General features: G+C 71.7%; 12 protein-coding genes and 1 tRNA gene. 9 read left to right on the top strand and 4 right to left on the bottom strand.

The window, feature by feature from the left end; all coding sequences use genetic code 11:
- Window positions 1–43 precede the first annotated feature (43 nt).
- The gene (locus tag ACFWV2_RS12975; RefSeq protein WP_384405108.1) at window positions 44–895 is read right to left on the bottom strand and encodes a serine/threonine protein kinase; all 852 of its coding nucleotides are present in this window, start codon (window positions 893–895) and stop codon (window positions 44–46) included.
- A 614-nt stretch (window positions 896–1,509) separates the two neighbouring features.
- Between ACFWV2_RS12975 and ACFWV2_RS12970 the strand changes: the two genes are divergently transcribed.
- The 3 genes from ACFWV2_RS12970 to ACFWV2_RS12960 are packed head-to-tail and all read left to right on the top strand — an operon-like array spanning window position 1,510 to window position 4,986.
- A complete protein-coding gene (locus tag ACFWV2_RS12970; protein WP_384405043.1) occupies window positions 1,510–1,950 on the top strand; it encodes a hypothetical protein in 441 nt (146 codons plus the stop codon).
- 14 nt (window positions 1,951–1,964) lie between these two features.
- The gene (locus ACFWV2_RS12965) at window positions 1,965–4,304 is read left to right on the top strand and encodes a hypothetical protein (RefSeq protein ID WP_384405042.1); all 2,340 of its coding nucleotides are present in this window, start codon (window positions 1,965–1,967) and stop codon (window positions 4,302–4,304) included.
- Between the two features lie 25 nt (window positions 4,305–4,329).
- The gene (locus ACFWV2_RS12960; RefSeq protein WP_384405041.1) at window positions 4,330–4,986 is read left to right on the top strand and encodes a hypothetical protein; all 657 of its coding nucleotides are present in this window, start codon (window positions 4,330–4,332) and stop codon (window positions 4,984–4,986) included.
- 190 nt (window positions 4,987–5,176) lie between these two features.
- Here ACFWV2_RS12960 and ACFWV2_RS12955 read toward each other — a convergent pair.
- A tRNA-Cys gene (locus ACFWV2_RS12955) sits at window positions 5,177–5,251 on the bottom strand.
- Between the two features lie 189 nt (window positions 5,252–5,440).
- Between ACFWV2_RS12955 and ACFWV2_RS12950 the strand changes: the two genes are divergently transcribed.
- The 4 genes from ACFWV2_RS12950 to ACFWV2_RS12935 all read left to right on the top strand — a co-directional run bounded on the left by ACFWV2_RS12950 (window position 5,441) and on the right by ACFWV2_RS12935 (window position 11,041).
- Window positions 5,441–6,973, top strand: a complete 1,533-nt coding sequence (locus ACFWV2_RS12950) for an MFS transporter (RefSeq protein WP_384405040.1) — start codon at window positions 5,441–5,443, stop codon at window positions 6,971–6,973.
- 224 nt (window positions 6,974–7,197) lie between these two features.
- Window positions 7,198–8,991, top strand: a complete 1,794-nt coding sequence (locus tag ACFWV2_RS12945; protein ID WP_360785055.1) for a DEAD/DEAH box helicase — start codon at window positions 7,198–7,200, stop codon at window positions 8,989–8,991.
- Window positions 8,992–9,469: 478 nt separating this feature from the next.
- Window positions 9,470–10,111, top strand: a complete 642-nt coding sequence (locus tag ACFWV2_RS12940) for an IclR family transcriptional regulator (protein ID WP_041129456.1) — start codon at window positions 9,470–9,472, stop codon at window positions 10,109–10,111.
- A gap of 135 nt (window positions 10,112–10,246) precedes the next feature.
- Window positions 10,247–11,041 carry a S16 family serine protease gene (locus ACFWV2_RS12935; RefSeq protein ID WP_384405039.1) on the top strand — a complete coding sequence of 265 codons (795 nt, stop codon included), beginning with the start codon at window positions 10,247–10,249 and terminating at the stop codon, window positions 11,039–11,041.
- 42 nt (window positions 11,042–11,083) lie between these two features.
- Here ACFWV2_RS12935 and ACFWV2_RS12930 read toward each other — a convergent pair whose 3' ends face one another.
- A complete protein-coding gene (locus tag ACFWV2_RS12930; RefSeq protein ID WP_384405038.1) occupies window positions 11,084–11,569 on the bottom strand; it encodes an Lrp/AsnC family transcriptional regulator in 486 nt (161 codons plus the stop codon).
- 121 nt (window positions 11,570–11,690) lie between these two features.
- Here ACFWV2_RS12930 and hppD point away from each other — a divergent pair, with 121 nt between their 5' ends.
- The gene (gene hppD / locus ACFWV2_RS12925) at window positions 11,691–12,836 is read left to right on the top strand and encodes a 4-hydroxyphenylpyruvate dioxygenase (RefSeq protein ID WP_360784845.1); all 1,146 of its coding nucleotides are present in this window, start codon (window positions 11,691–11,693) and stop codon (window positions 12,834–12,836) included.
- A 99-nt stretch (window positions 12,837–12,935) separates the two neighbouring features.
- Here the strand turns inward: hppD and ACFWV2_RS12920 are convergent, their stop codons facing one another.
- The gene (locus tag ACFWV2_RS12920; protein WP_384405037.1) at window positions 12,936–14,369 is read right to left on the bottom strand and encodes a tetratricopeptide repeat protein; all 1,434 of its coding nucleotides are present in this window, start codon (window positions 14,367–14,369) and stop codon (window positions 12,936–12,938) included.
- Between the two features lie 98 nt (window positions 14,370–14,467).
- Between ACFWV2_RS12920 and ACFWV2_RS12915 the strand changes: the two genes are divergently transcribed.
- On the top strand, window positions 14,468–15,835 hold the full coding sequence (locus ACFWV2_RS12915) for an FAD-binding oxidoreductase (RefSeq protein ID WP_384405036.1): 1,368 nt from the start codon (window positions 14,468–14,470) through the stop codon (window positions 15,833–15,835).
- Window positions 15,836–15,851: the final 16 nt, after the last annotated feature.

The following is a 15,851-nucleotide window of genomic DNA, read 5'->3' as shown; positions in this document are numbered from 1 at the left end:
CGTGCGGGGCGGGGCGCGGCGGGTCAGCGGGTGAGGAGGTGCTTCAGGACCCTGCCGGCGCCGGGAGTTCGGCGGCGAGGAGTTCGGACGACTGGCGGGCGAGCGCGGCGACCACCCGGCCCGGCAGCCAGCCGGGAGCCAGGAGGGAACCGGCCGAGTTCAGCACCGTCTCGTGCGCGGTCGGCGGCGCGAGCGACGCCGTCAGTGCGGCGGCCGTGGGCCGGTCGGCGGGGTCGCGGGCCAGACACGAGGCGATCGGCGCGCGCAGGGCGGGCGGGATCTCGTCCCGCTCGGGGACGGTGTGCCCGGTGGCGGCGTAGGCGAGGACGGCGCCGAGCGCGAAGACGTCACCCGGCGGGCGCGGGCGGCCCCCGGAGGCCTGCTCGGGAGCGAGCGCCCCCGGGTCGAGGCCCGGCAGACCGGTGCGCGGTGCGCCGTCGGCCGAGGCGGCCCGTACCGCGCCGTAACAGGTCAGCCGGGGGCCGTCGGCGGTGAGCAGGACGGCGGCCGGGGACACCCCGGCGTGCGTGAGGCCCTGGCCGTGCGCGGCGGCCAGCGCCTCGGCGAGGGTGGCGCCGACGGCCCGGACCGTCGCCTCGGGCAGCGGGCCGCCGTGGACGGCGAGGGCCACGGGCAGCGGGAGCGCCGGGACGTACGGGCTCGCGTACCAGGGCGGCTCGCCGGGTCCCGCCAGACTCGTCACCGGGGCGATCCAGGGGCCGAGGAGGTACCGGGCGGCCTCGGCCTCGGCGGCGAACCGGGCGGGGTCGGTGCCCGGCAGTGGGGCGCTGAGCAGAACGGTGTGCTCGCCGTCCTCGCTGCGGGCCACGAACCGGCGGCACGGCGGAGCGGCGTGGGGCGGGTCGAGCCGGGTGACCAGCCGGAACGGGCCGATGCGGCGGGTCGACTCTTGAGGAGCGGGGGTGGTCCGTCGGACGGGTTCCTGTGGGGACGGGCCGGTCTTCTGTACGGGTTCCTGCGCGGACGACCCGGTCCGCTGGACGGGTTCCTGCGTGGACGGGCCGGTCTTCTGTACGGGTTCCCGAGCCGGCGGGGTGATCGGCCGGGCGGGCTCCTGCTGCGGCCGGGCGGTCGGCCGTGCGGATTGCTGCGGCGGCCGGCTGACGGGCCGTGCGGATTCCTGCGGGGAGGGTACGGCCCGCCGCGCGAAGTCCTCTTCCCTGCGCGACTGTTCCACCGGTCCTGCCCCCCGTCGTCCGTGCGCCCCGTGGTGACGGAGGCCGGTCGAGCCTATCGAGGCGGGGGCCGGAGGCCGTGTCCGGGAGGGGCGGTGGGGCGGGGGGCGCCGCGTGGGCGTCCGGGAAAGTCCGGGCTGTCCGGGTTGCGAAGGTGAAGTGGCCGCGGGTACGCAGTGAAGATCTCGCGGACGGTGCTGATTGCCGATGAGTGACGCTCGAACGGGTGCCCAGGGGACTACGATCGCCATGTTTCCGTGGGCACGGAACTTGCTGAGGCGAAGCCGGAACGATCACCGTCGCGGGGGAGAGCATGTCGTTCGATCAGGAGTGGGCGTCGGCCCGGTCCACGTCCACGTCAGGGTCCACGGACACGGTGGGCTTGCGGCTCAACCAGGTCGCCCCCGACCCCGGCGGCGGGGGCGGCGGGAACGCCGACCTCAGCGTCGACCAGGACAAGCTCGGAGCCATCGGCAGCGCCGCCTACGCGCTGCACGGCCGGCTGGTCAAGGACGGGAACCACGCGCGTACGAACACCACGGAGGCGGCGTCGGGCCTGTCCAGCCACGGCTTCCTGACCGGTTCCGCGATGTCGACCGTGCAGGAGACGTGGAGCTCGCAGCTGAACACGCTGCTCGACGCCTGCGCCAACATCTCCAACCACCTCGACTACAGCGCGGCCTCGCACGCCAAGGAAGAGGCGGACATCAAGGCGGCCTTCTCGGCCTCCAAGATCAACGAGTACCTCAAGTAGGCGGGGGACCTGCTGTGCTGACCTTTGACAACGTGTACCAGGCCCCGCTCGACAAGATGAAGGCCTCGGCCGACGACTGGTCGGCGATGAAGGGCAGGCTGGACCAGCTCGCCGACGACGCGCGTACGACGATGGCGGCGAAGGCCAAGGACGACTACTGGCGCGGGGTGAACGCCGAGGTCACGAAGCCGTTCGTGGACAAGACCGCGAAGGAGTTCGACGACGCGGCGAAGGCGGCCGACGGCATCCAGAAGGTCCTGCTGGACGGCTACAACGCCTTCAAGAAGGCGAAGGACGACCTGAAGAAGATCGTCGACACGGAGGCTCCCGCGAAGGGCTTCAAGGTGAACGCCGACGGCAGGGTCGTGGCGCTCGAGCCGCTGTCCAGCACCAAGGACCAGGGGATGCGGCACGACCCCGACTTCCAGGACATGGTCCGCAAGGAGCAGGCGGACATCGCGGCGTTGCAGCGGCGGATCGACGCGATCGTGGAGGCCTGCGACGACGCCGACGTGTCCTGCTCGAACGCGCTCAAGGCCAACATCACCGGGGACAAGCACAACTTCAGCGCCCCGAAGTACACCAGCCTCGACGCCGAGGAGGCGCAGCGCGCCGTCGACCTGGCGAAGAAGGGCCGGGACATCTCCCACGAGGAGCTGGAGCGCCTCAACGAGCTGCTGAAGGACAACAGCGGCTCGAAGGAGTTCTCCCGGACCTTCTACGACGGCATGGGGCCGAAGGGTGCCCTCGAGTTCTTCGGCCAGCTGTCCACGGACACGTACGACTACTCGAAGGTCGACAAGCAGCGCCTCGCCGACGTCCAGGACCTGCAGCGGAACCTGGGCATGAACCTGGCGACGGCGACGCAGGGCGGCGACGCGTGGACCGACAAGTGGTCGGCGGAGATGCGCAAGCTGGGCACGGAGCGCATCCCGCTCGTCAAGTACGACAACAACCCGGCGTTCGGGTACCAGTTGCTCGGCGGCATCATGCGCTACGGCGACTACGACAAGAAGTTCCTCGTCCCGATCGCCGAGCACGTCACCCAGCTCCACGCGAAGGACCCGTACCTCTTCGCCAACAGCAAGCCGATGGGCGGCGGCTGGCTCCAGAACCAGTACAACCCGTCGGGCGTCAACGGCTCCGGCTTCGACCCGATGGTCTCGATGCTGGAGGCCCTGGGCCACAGCCCGGAGGCGGCGAAGGAGTTCTTCTCGAAGGAGCCGCTGACCTCGTACAACAAGGACGGCAGCGTCGGGGGGGAGCTGAACCTCGGCAACGACAAGGACGGCAAGAGGATCGAGAACTATCTCGACTTCTTCGGCAACGAGAAGTACGAATTCTTCCCCGACATCGACGGGCACGACCCCGACGACGCCAAGAAGTCGGCCGCGTACATGCCGGACGCGCTGGGTCATGCCTTGGAGGCGGCGACGCTCGGCCACGCCTGGGACGACCCGACGCCGGAGCTCAAGCGCGACGAGACCACGGCCGGGATCATGAAGAGCGTCGTAGAGACGTACGGCGGCGACCCCGAACTGCTCAAGAAGTGGCAGCCCACGCTGGCGGACAGCCTCGGCAACATGGGCGCCGGCTACATCGACGACCTCAACTGGGCGCTGGACAAGAACACTTCGGACAGCGTCTTCAGCCCGACGAAGGATCCTTCGGCCCACCCCCAGTTCGGGCGTGAGGACGCGGTCAAGTTCCTGAGCACCCTCGGCCAGCATCCGGACGCCTACGCCACGGTTTCCACGGCGGAGCGCCTCTACACCACCAGCGTCCTTGAAGCTCAGGTCGGCCCGGATGGCAAGATCGACGAGGGACGCGCGCGGGGCGCCGCGTTCACGGGGGCCACTCTCCAGGGTCTCCTCGACCAGTCGCGCGGCGACCAGGTCGAGGCCGAAGGTATGAAGAAGCACGAGGAGTACGAGAAGGCGCAGGCCGCCAAGGCCGGCTGGGTGCAGCTCGGCGCCACGGTCGGCATCGCGGCGGGTGTCGCCTTCTTGCCCGCCACCGCGGCGGTCGGTGCTGCCGCCGTCCTCGTACCGCTCGCGGTCGACACCGGCTCGGGCGTCATGGAGCAGTTGGCCGGGCAGGTCGTGGGCGACTGGTCGGACAAGTCGGTCGAGGACCACAAGGACAAGACCGAGGACCAGATCCACGAGGACAACGCGGCCATGTACACGGCCGGCCGGTACAGTGCCGAATCGCCGATGGAGCGGTTCCTGGCCGAGCACCGCGGCCAGGTGAGCAGTGACTTCCGCCAGGACATGATCGAGTCGGTGAGCAACGGCTACGGAGCGGGTAACGACCACGCGAAGCAGACCGGCAATGCTCCCGAGACAGGCTGATCCGCCGATGCCCACGAGGAACGCCATGGGAAGAACGCTTACATCCGTCACCGCCGGCCTGGCTCTCTGCCTCCTCCTCACCGCTTGCGGTGGTGGCGAGGACGAGGAACCCCGGGTCACCGCCGCGCGGCAATGTGACGACACGCTCTCGCCGGAAGCCGCCAAGGCGCTCGAATCGGTGCTGCAGACCGGGAAGTTCCAGCCGTTGACGACCAGCGGACTCCAGCAGAGCGTGCGGGATCTGATCGGGGACCAGGAGAAGTCCGACAGCTGGGCGTCGCACCCGGCGATGTGCAAGATCGCGCCCGTCGAGGGGAAGACCGACCTCGCGATCGAGTTCAACCTGTACCACGGCGACGAGGACCTCTACGCCGGGAAGAAGCTTCCCGGCAGGCACTTCTACGAGATGGGGCGGGAGGCGAGCACGGACAACAAGGCGGCGTACCTGTTCCTCGAGTGCTCCAGCCCGCAGCTCAAGGACTCCGGAGAGGTGCCCGCTCGCATCAAGGGCATGCTTCAGGCGCGCGCGAGTCGCGACGACTCCCTCCCGCCGAACAACGCCGCGACCCGGGAGGCGTACCTCACGATCCTGCACTCCGTCAGCCTGGCGGTGGTGAAGCAGCTGGGCTGCGAGAACAACGCGGGACTTCCCGAGAAGCCGGTCCTCACTGAGAAGAAGTGATGCAGTCAGCAGGATCCGCAGCCCACCCCCCTCAGCCCTCCTGGGCGATCTCCACCGTCGAGGTCAGCTGCGACATGAGCAGGACCGTCGTGCGGGTGATCAGGGCGCCAGGAGGATCGTCGCGAGACCTCATGGGCGGACTGTGGCACACCCGACGGGCGGCTGTGCAGATCCCCCGACGGAGATCGCTTGGAGACCGTGATCGGATTCGAACCGACGTAACCGGCTTTGCAGGCCGGCCCCTCAACCACTCGGGCACACGGTCGTGTGGTGCGACGAGTACGACGGTAGGGCGGGGGCGGGAGGGGCTCAAGGGGTTCGGGGGCCGTGCCATGCGACTGCCATGCCGCTGCCACACGGCGTTCACAGTCGTCGCGGTCCTCCGTCCATGGGCTGAGCGGGACCGGGACTTCTGACAGGGGTCATTCGGCGCTTCACCTCTTACTCTGGGGGGATGAGCGCCCTCGAACCCCGCGACGCCGACGCCGACGCCACACCCGACGCCGGCGTCGATGCCGTCGCCGACACCTCCGGACCCCGTGCCGCCGACGACGGCACCAAGGGGTCTGTTCTCGACCCCGGCCATCGGGCGCTCAGCATCGGCATCGTCTCCGTCGTCCTGCTCATCGCCTTCGAGGCGACCGCCGTCGGCACCGCCATGCCCGTCGCCGCCCGCGAGCTGAACGGCGTGTCCCTCTACGCCTTCGCCTTCTCCGCGTACTTCACCACCAGCCTCTTCGGCATGGTCCTCGCCGGCCAGTGGTCCGACCGGAGCGGGCCGCTCGCCCCCCTGACCGCCGGCATCAGCGCCTTCGCCGCCGGGCTGCTGCTCTCCGGGACCGCCGGCGCCATGTGGCTGTTCATCCTCGGCCGGGCCGTCCAGGGCCTCGGCGGCGGGCTCGTCATCGTCGCGCTGTACGTGGTCGTCGGCCGCGCCTACGCGGAGCACCTCAGGCCCGCGATCATGGCCGCGTTCGCCGCGAGCTGGGTCGTCCCCTCCGTCGTCGGGCCCCTCGCCTCCGGCACGGTCACCGAGCACCTCGGCTGGCGCTGGGTCTTCCTCGGCATCCCCGCCCTCGTCGTCTTCCCGCTGGCCCTCGCCCTCCCCGCGATACGCCGCACCGCCTCCGGCCCCGCCGACCCGGACGCGCCCGTCGCCCCCTGGGACCGGCGCCGGATCCGGCTGGCGCTCGGCATCTCGGCGGGCGCGGCGCTCCTCCAGTACGGCGGCCAGGAGCTGCGCTGGTTCTCCCTCCTCCCGGCCGTCGTGGGCGTCGCCCTCCTGGTGCCCACCGTCCGCGGCCTACTGCCGCACGGCACCTGGCAGGCGGCCCGGGGCCTGCCGTCCGTCGTCCTGCTGCGCGGGATCGCCGCCGGCGCGTTCATCGCGGCCGAGTCCTTCGTGCCGCTGATGCTGGTCACCCAGCGGGGCCTCAGCCCCACCCTGGCCGGTCTGTCCCTGGCCCTGGGCGGCCTCACCTGGGCACTCGGTTCGTACGTCCAGGCCCGGCCGTGGACGGAGCCGTACCGGGAGCGGCTCGTCGTCCTCGGCATGATCCTGGTGGCGCTCGCGATCGCGGTGGCGCCGAGCGTGCTGATCACGGCGGTGCCGGTGTGGGTGCTCGCGGCCGCCTGGGGCGTCGGCTGCCTCGGAATGGGAGCGGTGATCTCCTCGACGAGCGTGCTGCTCATGAAGCTCTCGGCGCCCGACGAGGTGGGCGCGAACTCGGCCGCCCTGCAGATCTCCGACGGTCTCTCCAACGTCCTCCTCCTCGCCGGGGGCGGCGCCGCCTTCGCGGCCCTCGGCGGCGGCGCGGTGGGCCACGCGGTCACCTCCCACGCGGCCACGGGCTCCCACCCGGCGGCCTTCGCGGCGGTCTTCCTGCCGATGGCGGGGGTGGCGGCGGTGGGGGCGTGGGTCGCTACACGGCTGGGGGCCGAGGCGGAGGCGAAACCCGCGTCTATCTCTCGGCCGAGCACGGCCTGATCGTCGCCGAGCACGGCCTGATCGTCGCCGGGCACGGCCTGATCGTCGCCGGGCACGGTGTCGACGACCAGGAGGCCGTCGTCCGCGACGGGCGCGGGGTGAGTTCCCGGCGACGTGAGCTGAATCGCACCCGGCGCACCCCCGGCCTGTTTCGTACGAGGTTCCCGCCGGGCCGCCGGTAAGGTGGCCCGGTTGTCATATCTGGACGAGCGTCGAACCCGGAGATCGTGACTACTACCACCACCTCCTCCCATCACCTCTCTCCCGCCTTCCCAGGACGGGCCCCTTGGGGTACCGCCGGCAAGCTGCGCGCCTGGCAGCAGGGCGCCATGGAGAAGTACATCCAGGAGCAGCCCCGTGACTTCCTCGCCGTCGCCACCCCCGGCGCCGGCAAGACCACCTTCGCGCTGACCCTCGCCTCGTGGCTGCTGCACCACCACGTCGTGCAGCAGATCACCGTCATCGCGCCGACCGAGCACCTCAAGAAGCAGTGGGCCGCCGCCGCCGCGCGGATAGGCATCAAGCTGGACCCGGAGTACAGCGCCGGGCCGCTGAGCAAGGAGTACGACGGCGTCGCCATCACCTACGCGGGTGTCGGCGTCCGGCCCATGCTCCACCGCAACCGCTGCGAGCAGCGCAAGACCCTCGTCATCCTCGACGAGATCCACCACGCCGGAGACTCGAAGTCCTGGGGCGAGGCGTGCCTTGAGGCCTTCGAGCCCGCCACGCGGCGGCTCGCGCTCACCGGCACCCCGTTCCGTTCCGACACCAACCCGATCCCCTTCGTCACGTACGAGGAGGGCAACGACGGGATCCGGCGGTCCGCCGCCGACTACACCTACGGGTACGGCAACGCCCTCGGCGACGGAGTCGTGCGGCCCGTCATCTTCCTCTCCTACAGCGGCAACATGCGCTGGCGCACCAAGGCCGGTGACGAGATCGCCGCCCGCCTCGGCGAGCCGATGACCAAGGACGCGATCTCGCAGGCCTGGCGCACGGCTCTCGACCCGCGCGGCAACTGGATGCCGAACGTCCTGCGGGCCGCCGACCAGCGGCTGACCGAGGTCCGCAAGTCCATCCCGGACGCGGGCGGCCTCGTCATCGCCTCCGACCAGGACTCGGCCCGCTCGTACGCCAAGCTGATCCGCGAGATCACCGGCACGAGGCCCACGGTCGTCCTCTCCGACGACACCGGCGCCTCGAACCGCATCGACGAGTTCAGCGAGAGCACCGACCGCTGGATGGTCGCCGTCCGCATGGTGTCCGAGGGCGTCGACGTGCCCCGCCTGTCCGTCGGCGTGTACGCGACGACGATCTCGACGCCGTTGTTCTTCGCGCAGGCCGTGGGGCGTTTCGTGCGTTCCCGCAGGCGCGGCGAGACCGCCTCCGTGTTCCTTCCCACGATCCCCAGCCTCCTCGGTTTCGCCAACGAGATGGAGGTCGAGCGCGACCACGTCCTCGACAAGCCCAAGAAGCAGGGCGAGGAGGACCCGTACGCCGAGTCCGAGAAGGAGATGGCGGAGGCGGAGAGGCAGCAGGACGAGGACACCGGTGAGCAGGACATGCTGCCCTTCGAGGCCCTGGAGTCCGACGCCGTCTTCGACCGCGTGCTGTACAACAGCGCCGAGTTCGGCATGCAGGCCCACCCCGGCAGCGCCGAGGAACAGGACTACCTCGGCATCCCCGGTCTCCTCGAACCCGATCAGGTCCAGCTCCTGTTGCAGAAGCGGCAGGCCCGGCAGATCGCGCACAGCCGCAAGAAGCCGGACACGGAGGCGGACCTGCTGGAGCTTCCCGCCGAGCGGCGTCCCGTCGTTTCCCACAAGGAACTGCTCGAACTGCGCAAGCAGCTCAACACGATGGTCGGCGCGTACGTCCATCAGACCGGCAAGCCCCACGGCGTGATCCACACCGAGCTGCGGCGGGTGTGCGGCGGGCCGCCGAGCGCGGAGGCGACCGCCGGCCAGATCCGGGAACGCATCAAGAAGGTGCAGGAGTGGGCGACCCGGATGCGGTGACGCCCGCCCAGTCCTGATGAGCGGCCGAGGCCCGTACGACGACGTTCGTACGGGCCTCGGCCGTCCCGCCGCACCGGCGCCGGCCGTAGCGGCACCCCGCCGCACCGGCGCCGGCCGTAGCGGCACCCCGCCGGGCCGGACCGGCAGCGCCGACCGGCCCCCACGGCCGCCCCCGCGCGGTTCCCCACCAGGGCACGACAAAGCCGATCTTGTCCGCCGAAGTCCCGCTGGTGACCGACGAAGGTCCCGAACCGTCTCGATCCGGCCGCCGACGCCCGGATTCTGGACGAGGTCTTCCGCTGAGCGGAGCGGGTCGCTACTGTCCCGGCTCAAAAGCAAACGCCCCGTGGCAGCGCCGCCGCGGAGCGCAGCCGGTGTACCCCTTCCTGCCGGCGGCCTCTGACGTGCGTCGCCGACGGGACCGGCGTCGTAACCCCGTGGGAGCCCGCCACCACTCACTTTCGAAGGAGAGGGCGTCGTGACCGCGGAGACCTCCCAGACGCTCGACCGGGGACTCAGAGTCCTCAAACTGCTCGCCGACACCGACCACGGCCTGACGGTCACCGAGTTGTCCAACAAACTCGGTGTCAACCGGACCGTGGTCTACCGGCTGCTCGCCACCCTCGAACAGCACGCCCTCGTCCGCCGCGACCTCGGCGGACGCGCGCGCGTCGGCCTGGGTGTGCTGCGGCTCGGCCGCCAGGTCCACCCCCTGGTGAGGGAGGCCGCGCTGCCCGCGCTGCGCTCGCTCGCCGAGGACATAGGGGCGACGGCCCACCTCACGCTGGTCGACGGGGCGGAGGCGCTCGCGGTCGCGGTCGTCGAACCGACCTGGACCGACTACCACGTGGCCTACCGAGCCGGTTTCCGCCACCCGCTGGACCGTGGCGCGGCCGGCCGGGCGATCCTCGCGGCCCGGCAGGGCGGTTTGACCGAACCCGGCTTCACCCTCACCCACGGCGAACTGGAGGCCGGCGCGAGTGGCGCCGCCGCACCCCTCGTCGGCGTCACCGGCGTCGAGGGCAGTGTCGGCGTCGTGATGCTCGCGGACGCGGTGCCGGAACGCGTGGGACCGAGGGTGGTGGACGCGGCGAGAGAGGTCGCGGACGCGCTGCGCTAGGTCGTACGGCGGCCAGGTGCGGGGTCGTGCTCCCGTGGGTGGGCGCCCCCGTCCCAGGGGGAGGAGGGCCCGGACAGGAGCGCGGCTCCGTCGCCCCCGGGGCCTCCGCCCCTCGCGTCCCAGTAGATTGGGGCCGTGCTCTCCAGTCTCTCCCGCCCCCGCGCGCTCGCTCTCTGCGCCCTGCCCGTCGCCGCGCTCCTCGCCGTCGTCGGGTTCGCGCCGCTGCCGTACGCGATCGCGCAGCCCGGCTCCACCGCCGACGTGCTCGGCAAGGACAAGGGGCGTGAGGTCATCACGATCACCGGTGCGCCCGTCCGCGCCACCGACGGCCAGTTGCGGATGACGACGATCGTGGCGACCGGGCCGTCCACGGACGTCGGCCTCGGGGACGTGGCCGACGCCTGGTTCCGTACCGACCGGGCCGTGCTGCCGCACGACTCCGTCTACCCGTCGGGGAAGTCCGACGCCGAGATCGAGAGGCACAACCTCGGGCAGATGAAGGAGTCGCAGGACGCGGCCGCCCTCGCCGCCCTCGGGTACCTGAAGAAGGATCCCGCCGAGGTGAAGGTGACCCTGCACCTCGCCGACATCGGCGGGCCGAGCGCCGGGCTGCTCTTCTCCCTCGGCATCGTCGACAAGCTCGCCGGCGACGGTGACGGCGGAGACCTCACGGCCGGCCGGATCGTCGCCGGTACGGGCACGATCGAGGCGGACGGCACCGTCGGCGCGGTCGGCGGGGTGTCCCTCAAGACCCAGGCCGCGGCGCGGGACGGGGCGACCGTGTTCCTCGTACCGAAGGCCGAGTGCTCGGAGGCCGAGTCCGAGCTGCCGAAGGGCCTGCGGCTCGTCCCCGTCACCGCGCTCGACGACGCGGTGGAGTCCCTCCGGTCCCTGGGCCAGGGCCAGGAGTCGAAGGTCCCGACCTGCTGACGGTGCCGCCGCGGTGCTGATGGTCACCGGCTCAGCCGGACCTCACGCCGGACCTCGGCCCGCGTCTCCCGCCGCCTGCTCCACCAGCGGGATCACCCGCAGGGGGACCGGGTTCTCCATCACGATCGCCGTCGACGCCCGGACGATCCCCTCGAAGGCCACCACCTTGTCGATCACCCGTTGGAGGTCGGCGTTCGAGCGGGCGACGAGCCGGCAGAGCATGTCGCCGTGGCCCGTCGTCGTGTGGAGCTCCAGCACCTCCGGCACCGTCGCCAGATGGCCCCGTACGTCCGCGCCCTGGCCCTGTTTGATCTCCAGCGTCGCGAAGGCCGTCACCGGGTAGCCGAGGGCCGCCGGATCCACCTGCGGTCCGAACCCCCGGATCACCCCGCTCGCCTGGAGCCGGTCCAGCCGTGCCTGGACCGTGCCCCGCGCCACCCCGAGGCGCCGCGACGCCTCCAGGACGCCGATGCGCGGTTCCCGTGCCAGCAGCACGATCAGCCGGCCGTCCAGATGATCGATCGCCACGAGCGCCTCCTGATGGTCACCGTGTACAAGTAGCCCGCCGATGGTGCCCGATCGCTGTACATCTTGACCAGCCTCTCAGCGAACTATTGCGCACCTTGCCGGACGGCGCGACGCTGCTCCCATGACTGAGACCATCGATCACACCCCTTCCACGGCGCGGCAGGCCGATCCCTTCCCCGTGAAGGGCATGGACGCGGTCGTCTTCGCCGTCGGCAACGCCAAGCAGGCCGCCCACTACTACTCCACGGCCTTCGGCATGAAGCTCGTCGCCTACTCCGGACCGGAGAACGGCAGCCGCGAGACCGCCAGTTACGTGCTCACCAACGGCGCCGCCCGTTTCGTGTTCACCTCCGTCATCAAGGTCTCCACCGACCGGGGCCGCTTCCTCGCCGACCACGTCGCCGAGCACGGCGACGGCGTCGTCGACCTGGCGATCGAGGTGCCGGACGCCCGAGCCGCGTACGCGTACGCCGTCGAGCACGGCGCCACCGGTCTCACCGAGCCGTACGAGGTCAAGGACGAGCACGGGGTCGTCGTCCTCGCCGCCATCGCGACGTACGGCAAGACCCGCCACACCCTCGTCGAGCGCTCCGGCTACACCGGCCCCTACCTGCCGGGCTTCGTCTCCGCGAACCCCATCGTCGAGCCGCCGGCCAAGCGCACCTTCCAGGCCATCGACCACTGCGTCGGCAACGTCGAGCTCGGCCGGATGAACGACTGGGTCGGCTTCTACAACAAGGTCATGGGCTTCACGAACATGAAGGAGTTCGTGGGCGACGACATCGCGACCGAGTACTCGGCGCTGATGTCCAAGGTCGTCGCGGACGGCACCCTCAAGGTGAAGTTCCCGATCAACGAGCCGGCGATCGCGAAGAAGAAGTCGCAGATCGACGAGTACCTGGAGTTCTACGGCGGCGCGGGCGTCCAGCACATCGCCCTCGCCACCAACGACATCGTGGCGACGGTGCGGTCCATGCGCGCCGCCGGTGTCCAGTTCCTCGACACCCCCGACTCGTACTACGACACCCTCGGCGAGTGGGCCGGCGAGACCCGGGTGCCCGTCGAGACCCTGCGGGAGCTGAAGATCCTCGTCGACCGCGACGAGGACGGCTACCTGCTGCAGATCTTCACGAAGCCGGTCCAGGACCGTCCGACCGTGTTCTTCGAGATGATCGAGCGCCACGGCTCCATGGGCTTCGGCAAGGGCAACTTCAAGGCCCTGTTCGAGGCGATCGAGCGCGAGCAGGAGAAGCGCGGCAACCTGTAACCCCCGCCGCCGCAGCCGCCGAGGGCCCGGAGCACACGCTCCGGGCCCTCGGGCGTTCACCTCGCCCGGCTCGTGCGCCCGCCCCACGGACCGCCGTCCTCAGGCCTGTCCCGCCTTCGGCGCATCCGTCGCCTTCGCCGGTTTCGGACCGACCTCCTTCGGGAGCCCGTCCGGCCGCAGCTCCTCCGGGAGTTCGTCCGGTGGCTCGCCCACCGCCGCCAGCGACTCCGTCGCCACCCGCGCGAGCAGCGGTGAGAAGTACGGGTTGATCCGCAGCGCCTCCGCCAGGTGGCGCCGCGCCGGCCCGTGCTGCTCCAGCGCCCGTTCGATCTCGCCCCGGTGGTACGTGAACAGCGCGCTCCGCAGTCCCTCGTCCGTGGCCCGTCTCGCGTACTCCAGCGCCTCCTTCGGCTCCCCCGCCCGGTACAGCGCCCAGCCCAGCGCGTCCGCGTCCCGCACCGAGCGGTGCCCGCGCGCCCATTCCGCCCGCATCCGGGTCACCGCGGCCGCCGGGTCGCCGTGGTCCGCGTCGAGCAGCGCCAGCGGCACCTCGCCCCGGACCCAGGTCCCGGTCCGCAGCCGCTCGTACAGGGCCTGCGCGTCACCCTCCAGGTCCAGCGACTCGTACAGCTCGCCGGCCTCCAGGAGGTACTCCGGCAGCGGCAGCCTCGCGAGGGCGGCCCGCCAGTCCCGCAGCGCCTCGTCGGTGCGGCCCAGCGCCGCCAGCGCCCTCGCCCGGCCCGCGAGCGAGGGCCCGTGGTCCCGTACGAGCCGCAGCGCCGCCCCGTACCGTGCCAGCGCCTCGTCCGGCTCGCCCCGCTCCCACGCCAGGTCCCCGAGGCGCGTGAGGGCCGCCGCCTTGTCCGCGTCCGTCTCGGCGAGCGCCGCCGCGTCGAGGGCAGCCGCGTCCGCGTCCTCGCGCCAGCCCCGGTCGCGGTAGGTCCCGGACGCCCGGGTGCGCACCACCGCGCCCGCGTGGAGCCCCTCCAGGGTCTCCATCGCCTTCCGGGCCGCGGGGTAGTCCCCGAGGCCGTTGTACGCGTCCATCAGGACCGGGTACACGGGCCAGCGCCGCGGGTCCGCCTTGCGTACCCGCTCGCCCCACTCCTTCGCCGTCCTCCAGTCGCCGCGTGCCCCCGCGAGCGCCCCCAGGCCCAGCTGCGCGCTCAGGTTGCCGCGCGTTGCGGGCCGTTCGGCGAGGGAGCGACGCAGGGCCCGCTCGGCCCGCGGATAGTCCCGTGCGTCGCCGAGCCGGCTACCCCGTTCGGTGTACGCCGCTCCGAGCTCCGCCCAGGACGCGTCGTCGTCCGGGTGCCCGCGCAGCCACTTCTCCCGGTCCGTGATCAGCGCGGCCAGGTCCGGCAGCGCGGCCTGCGCGCCCGCGTGGGCCGCGATCGTGGCCCGCTCCGCCGGGCCGGGCGGGGGTGGCGGGCCCTGGCCGAGGAGTTCGGGGACGTAAAGGAGTGCCGTCGCCGCGAGCACCGCGCCCGCTCCGGCCGCGAGGACCGTCCTCGACACGTTCTGCGTCTTCATGGCGCTCACTGTGCGCCCGCACGCGCCTGTACGAAGAGCACACGAAGCGCCCGCCCCGGCGGGTTCACACAGTTGGCCCCGGGTGCCACGCTGGACGCATGGACGATCTTCTGACGCGGCTGCGCGCCGGGCTCCCCGCCGAGGCGCTGCTCACCGACCCGGACGTGACCGCCTCCTACGCGAACGACATGGCGAGCTTCTGCACGGCCGGCACCCCCGCGGTCGTCGTGCTGCCGCGCACCGTCGAACAGGTCCAGCACGTCATGCGGACCGCGACCGAGCTCCGCGTGCCCGTCGTCCCCCAGGGGGCCCGTACCGGCCTCTCCGGGGGCGCCAACGCCTCCGAGGGCTGCATCGTGCTCTCCCTGGTCAGGATGGACCGGATCCTGGAGATCAACCCGGTCGACCGGATCGCCGTCGTCGAACCGGGCGTGGTCAACGCCGTGCTGTCACGGGCCGTCGCCGAACACGGCCTCTCCTACCCGCCGGACCCGTCCAGCTGGGAGACGTGCACCATCGGCGGGAACATCGGCACGGCCTCCGGCGGCCTGTGCTGTGTGAAGTACGGGGTGACCGCCGAGTACGTCCTCGGTCTCGACGTCGTCCTCGCCGACGGCCGGCTCCTGACCACCGGCCGCCGCACCGCCAAGGGCGTCGCCGGTTATGACCTGACCAGGCTCTTCGTCGGTTCGGAGGGCAGCCTCGGCATCGTCGTGGGGGCCGTGCTCGCCCTCAGGCCGCAGCCCCCGGTCCAGCTCGTGCTCGCCGCCGAGTTCCCCTCCGCGGACGCCGCCTGCGCGGCCGTCTGCACGGTCATGGAGGCGGGCCACACCCCGTCGCTCCTCGAACTCATGGACCGCACCACGGTCCAGGCCGTCAACAAGATGGCGCGCATGGGTCTGCCCGACACCACGGAGGCGTTGCTCCTGTGCGCGTTCGACACCCCGGACCCGGCAGCCGATCTGGCCGCCGTCGGGGAGCTGTGCGCGGCGGCGGGCGCCACCGAGGTCGTCCCGGCCGCGGACGCCGCCGAGTCCGCACTCCTCCTCCAGGCGCGCCGGCTCTCCCTCACCGCCCTGGAGACCATCAAGTCCGCGACGATGATCGACGACGTGTGCGTGCCGAGGACGCGGCTCGCGGAGATGCTCGCGGGCACGGCGGCCGTCGCCGAGAAGTACGGGCTCACCATCGGCGTCTGCGCGCACGCCGGGGACGGCAACACCCATCCCGTGGTCTGCTTCGACCACACCGACGAGGACGAGTCGCGGCGCGCCCGGGAGTCCTTCGACGAGATCATGGCGCTCGGGCTCGCGCTCGGCGGCACCATCACCGGCGAGCACGGTGTGGGCGTCCTCAAGAAGGAGTGGCTGGCACGGGAGCTGGGGCCGGTCGGCCTCGAACTCCAGCGGGGCATCAAGGCCGCGTTCGACCCGCTGGGCCTGCTCAATCCCGGAAAGCTGTTCTGACGACCCCGGTACGGGC

Origin of the sequence: Streptomyces sp. NPDC058671, from assembly GCF_042716475.1 — a bacterium.
Classification (GTDB): Bacteria; Actinomycetota; Actinomycetes; order Streptomycetales; family Streptomycetaceae; genus Streptomyces.
This window is presented reverse-complemented; position numbering and strand designations above follow the sequence as displayed.

Coding starts and splice junctions, on each gene's coding strand:
- ACFWV2_RS12920 (WP_384405037.1), bottom strand. CDS start 14,369: ATGAAGACGCAGAACGTGTCGAGGACGGTCCTCGCGGCCGGAGCGGGC.
- hppD (WP_360784845.1), top strand. CDS start 11,691: ATGACTGAGACCATCGATCACACCCCTTCCACGGCGCGGCAGGCCGAT.
- ACFWV2_RS12950 (WP_384405040.1), top strand. CDS start 5,441: ATGAGCGCCCTCGAACCCCGCGACGCCGACGCCGACGCCACACCCGAC.
- ACFWV2_RS12960 (WP_384405041.1), top strand. CDS start 4,330: ATGGGAAGAACGCTTACATCCGTCACCGCCGGCCTGGCTCTCTGCCTC.
- ACFWV2_RS12970 (WP_384405043.1), top strand. CDS start 1,510: ATGTCGTTCGATCAGGAGTGGGCGTCGGCCCGGTCCACGTCCACGTCA.
- ACFWV2_RS12915 (WP_384405036.1), top strand. CDS start 14,468: ATGGACGATCTTCTGACGCGGCTGCGCGCCGGGCTCCCCGCCGAGGCG.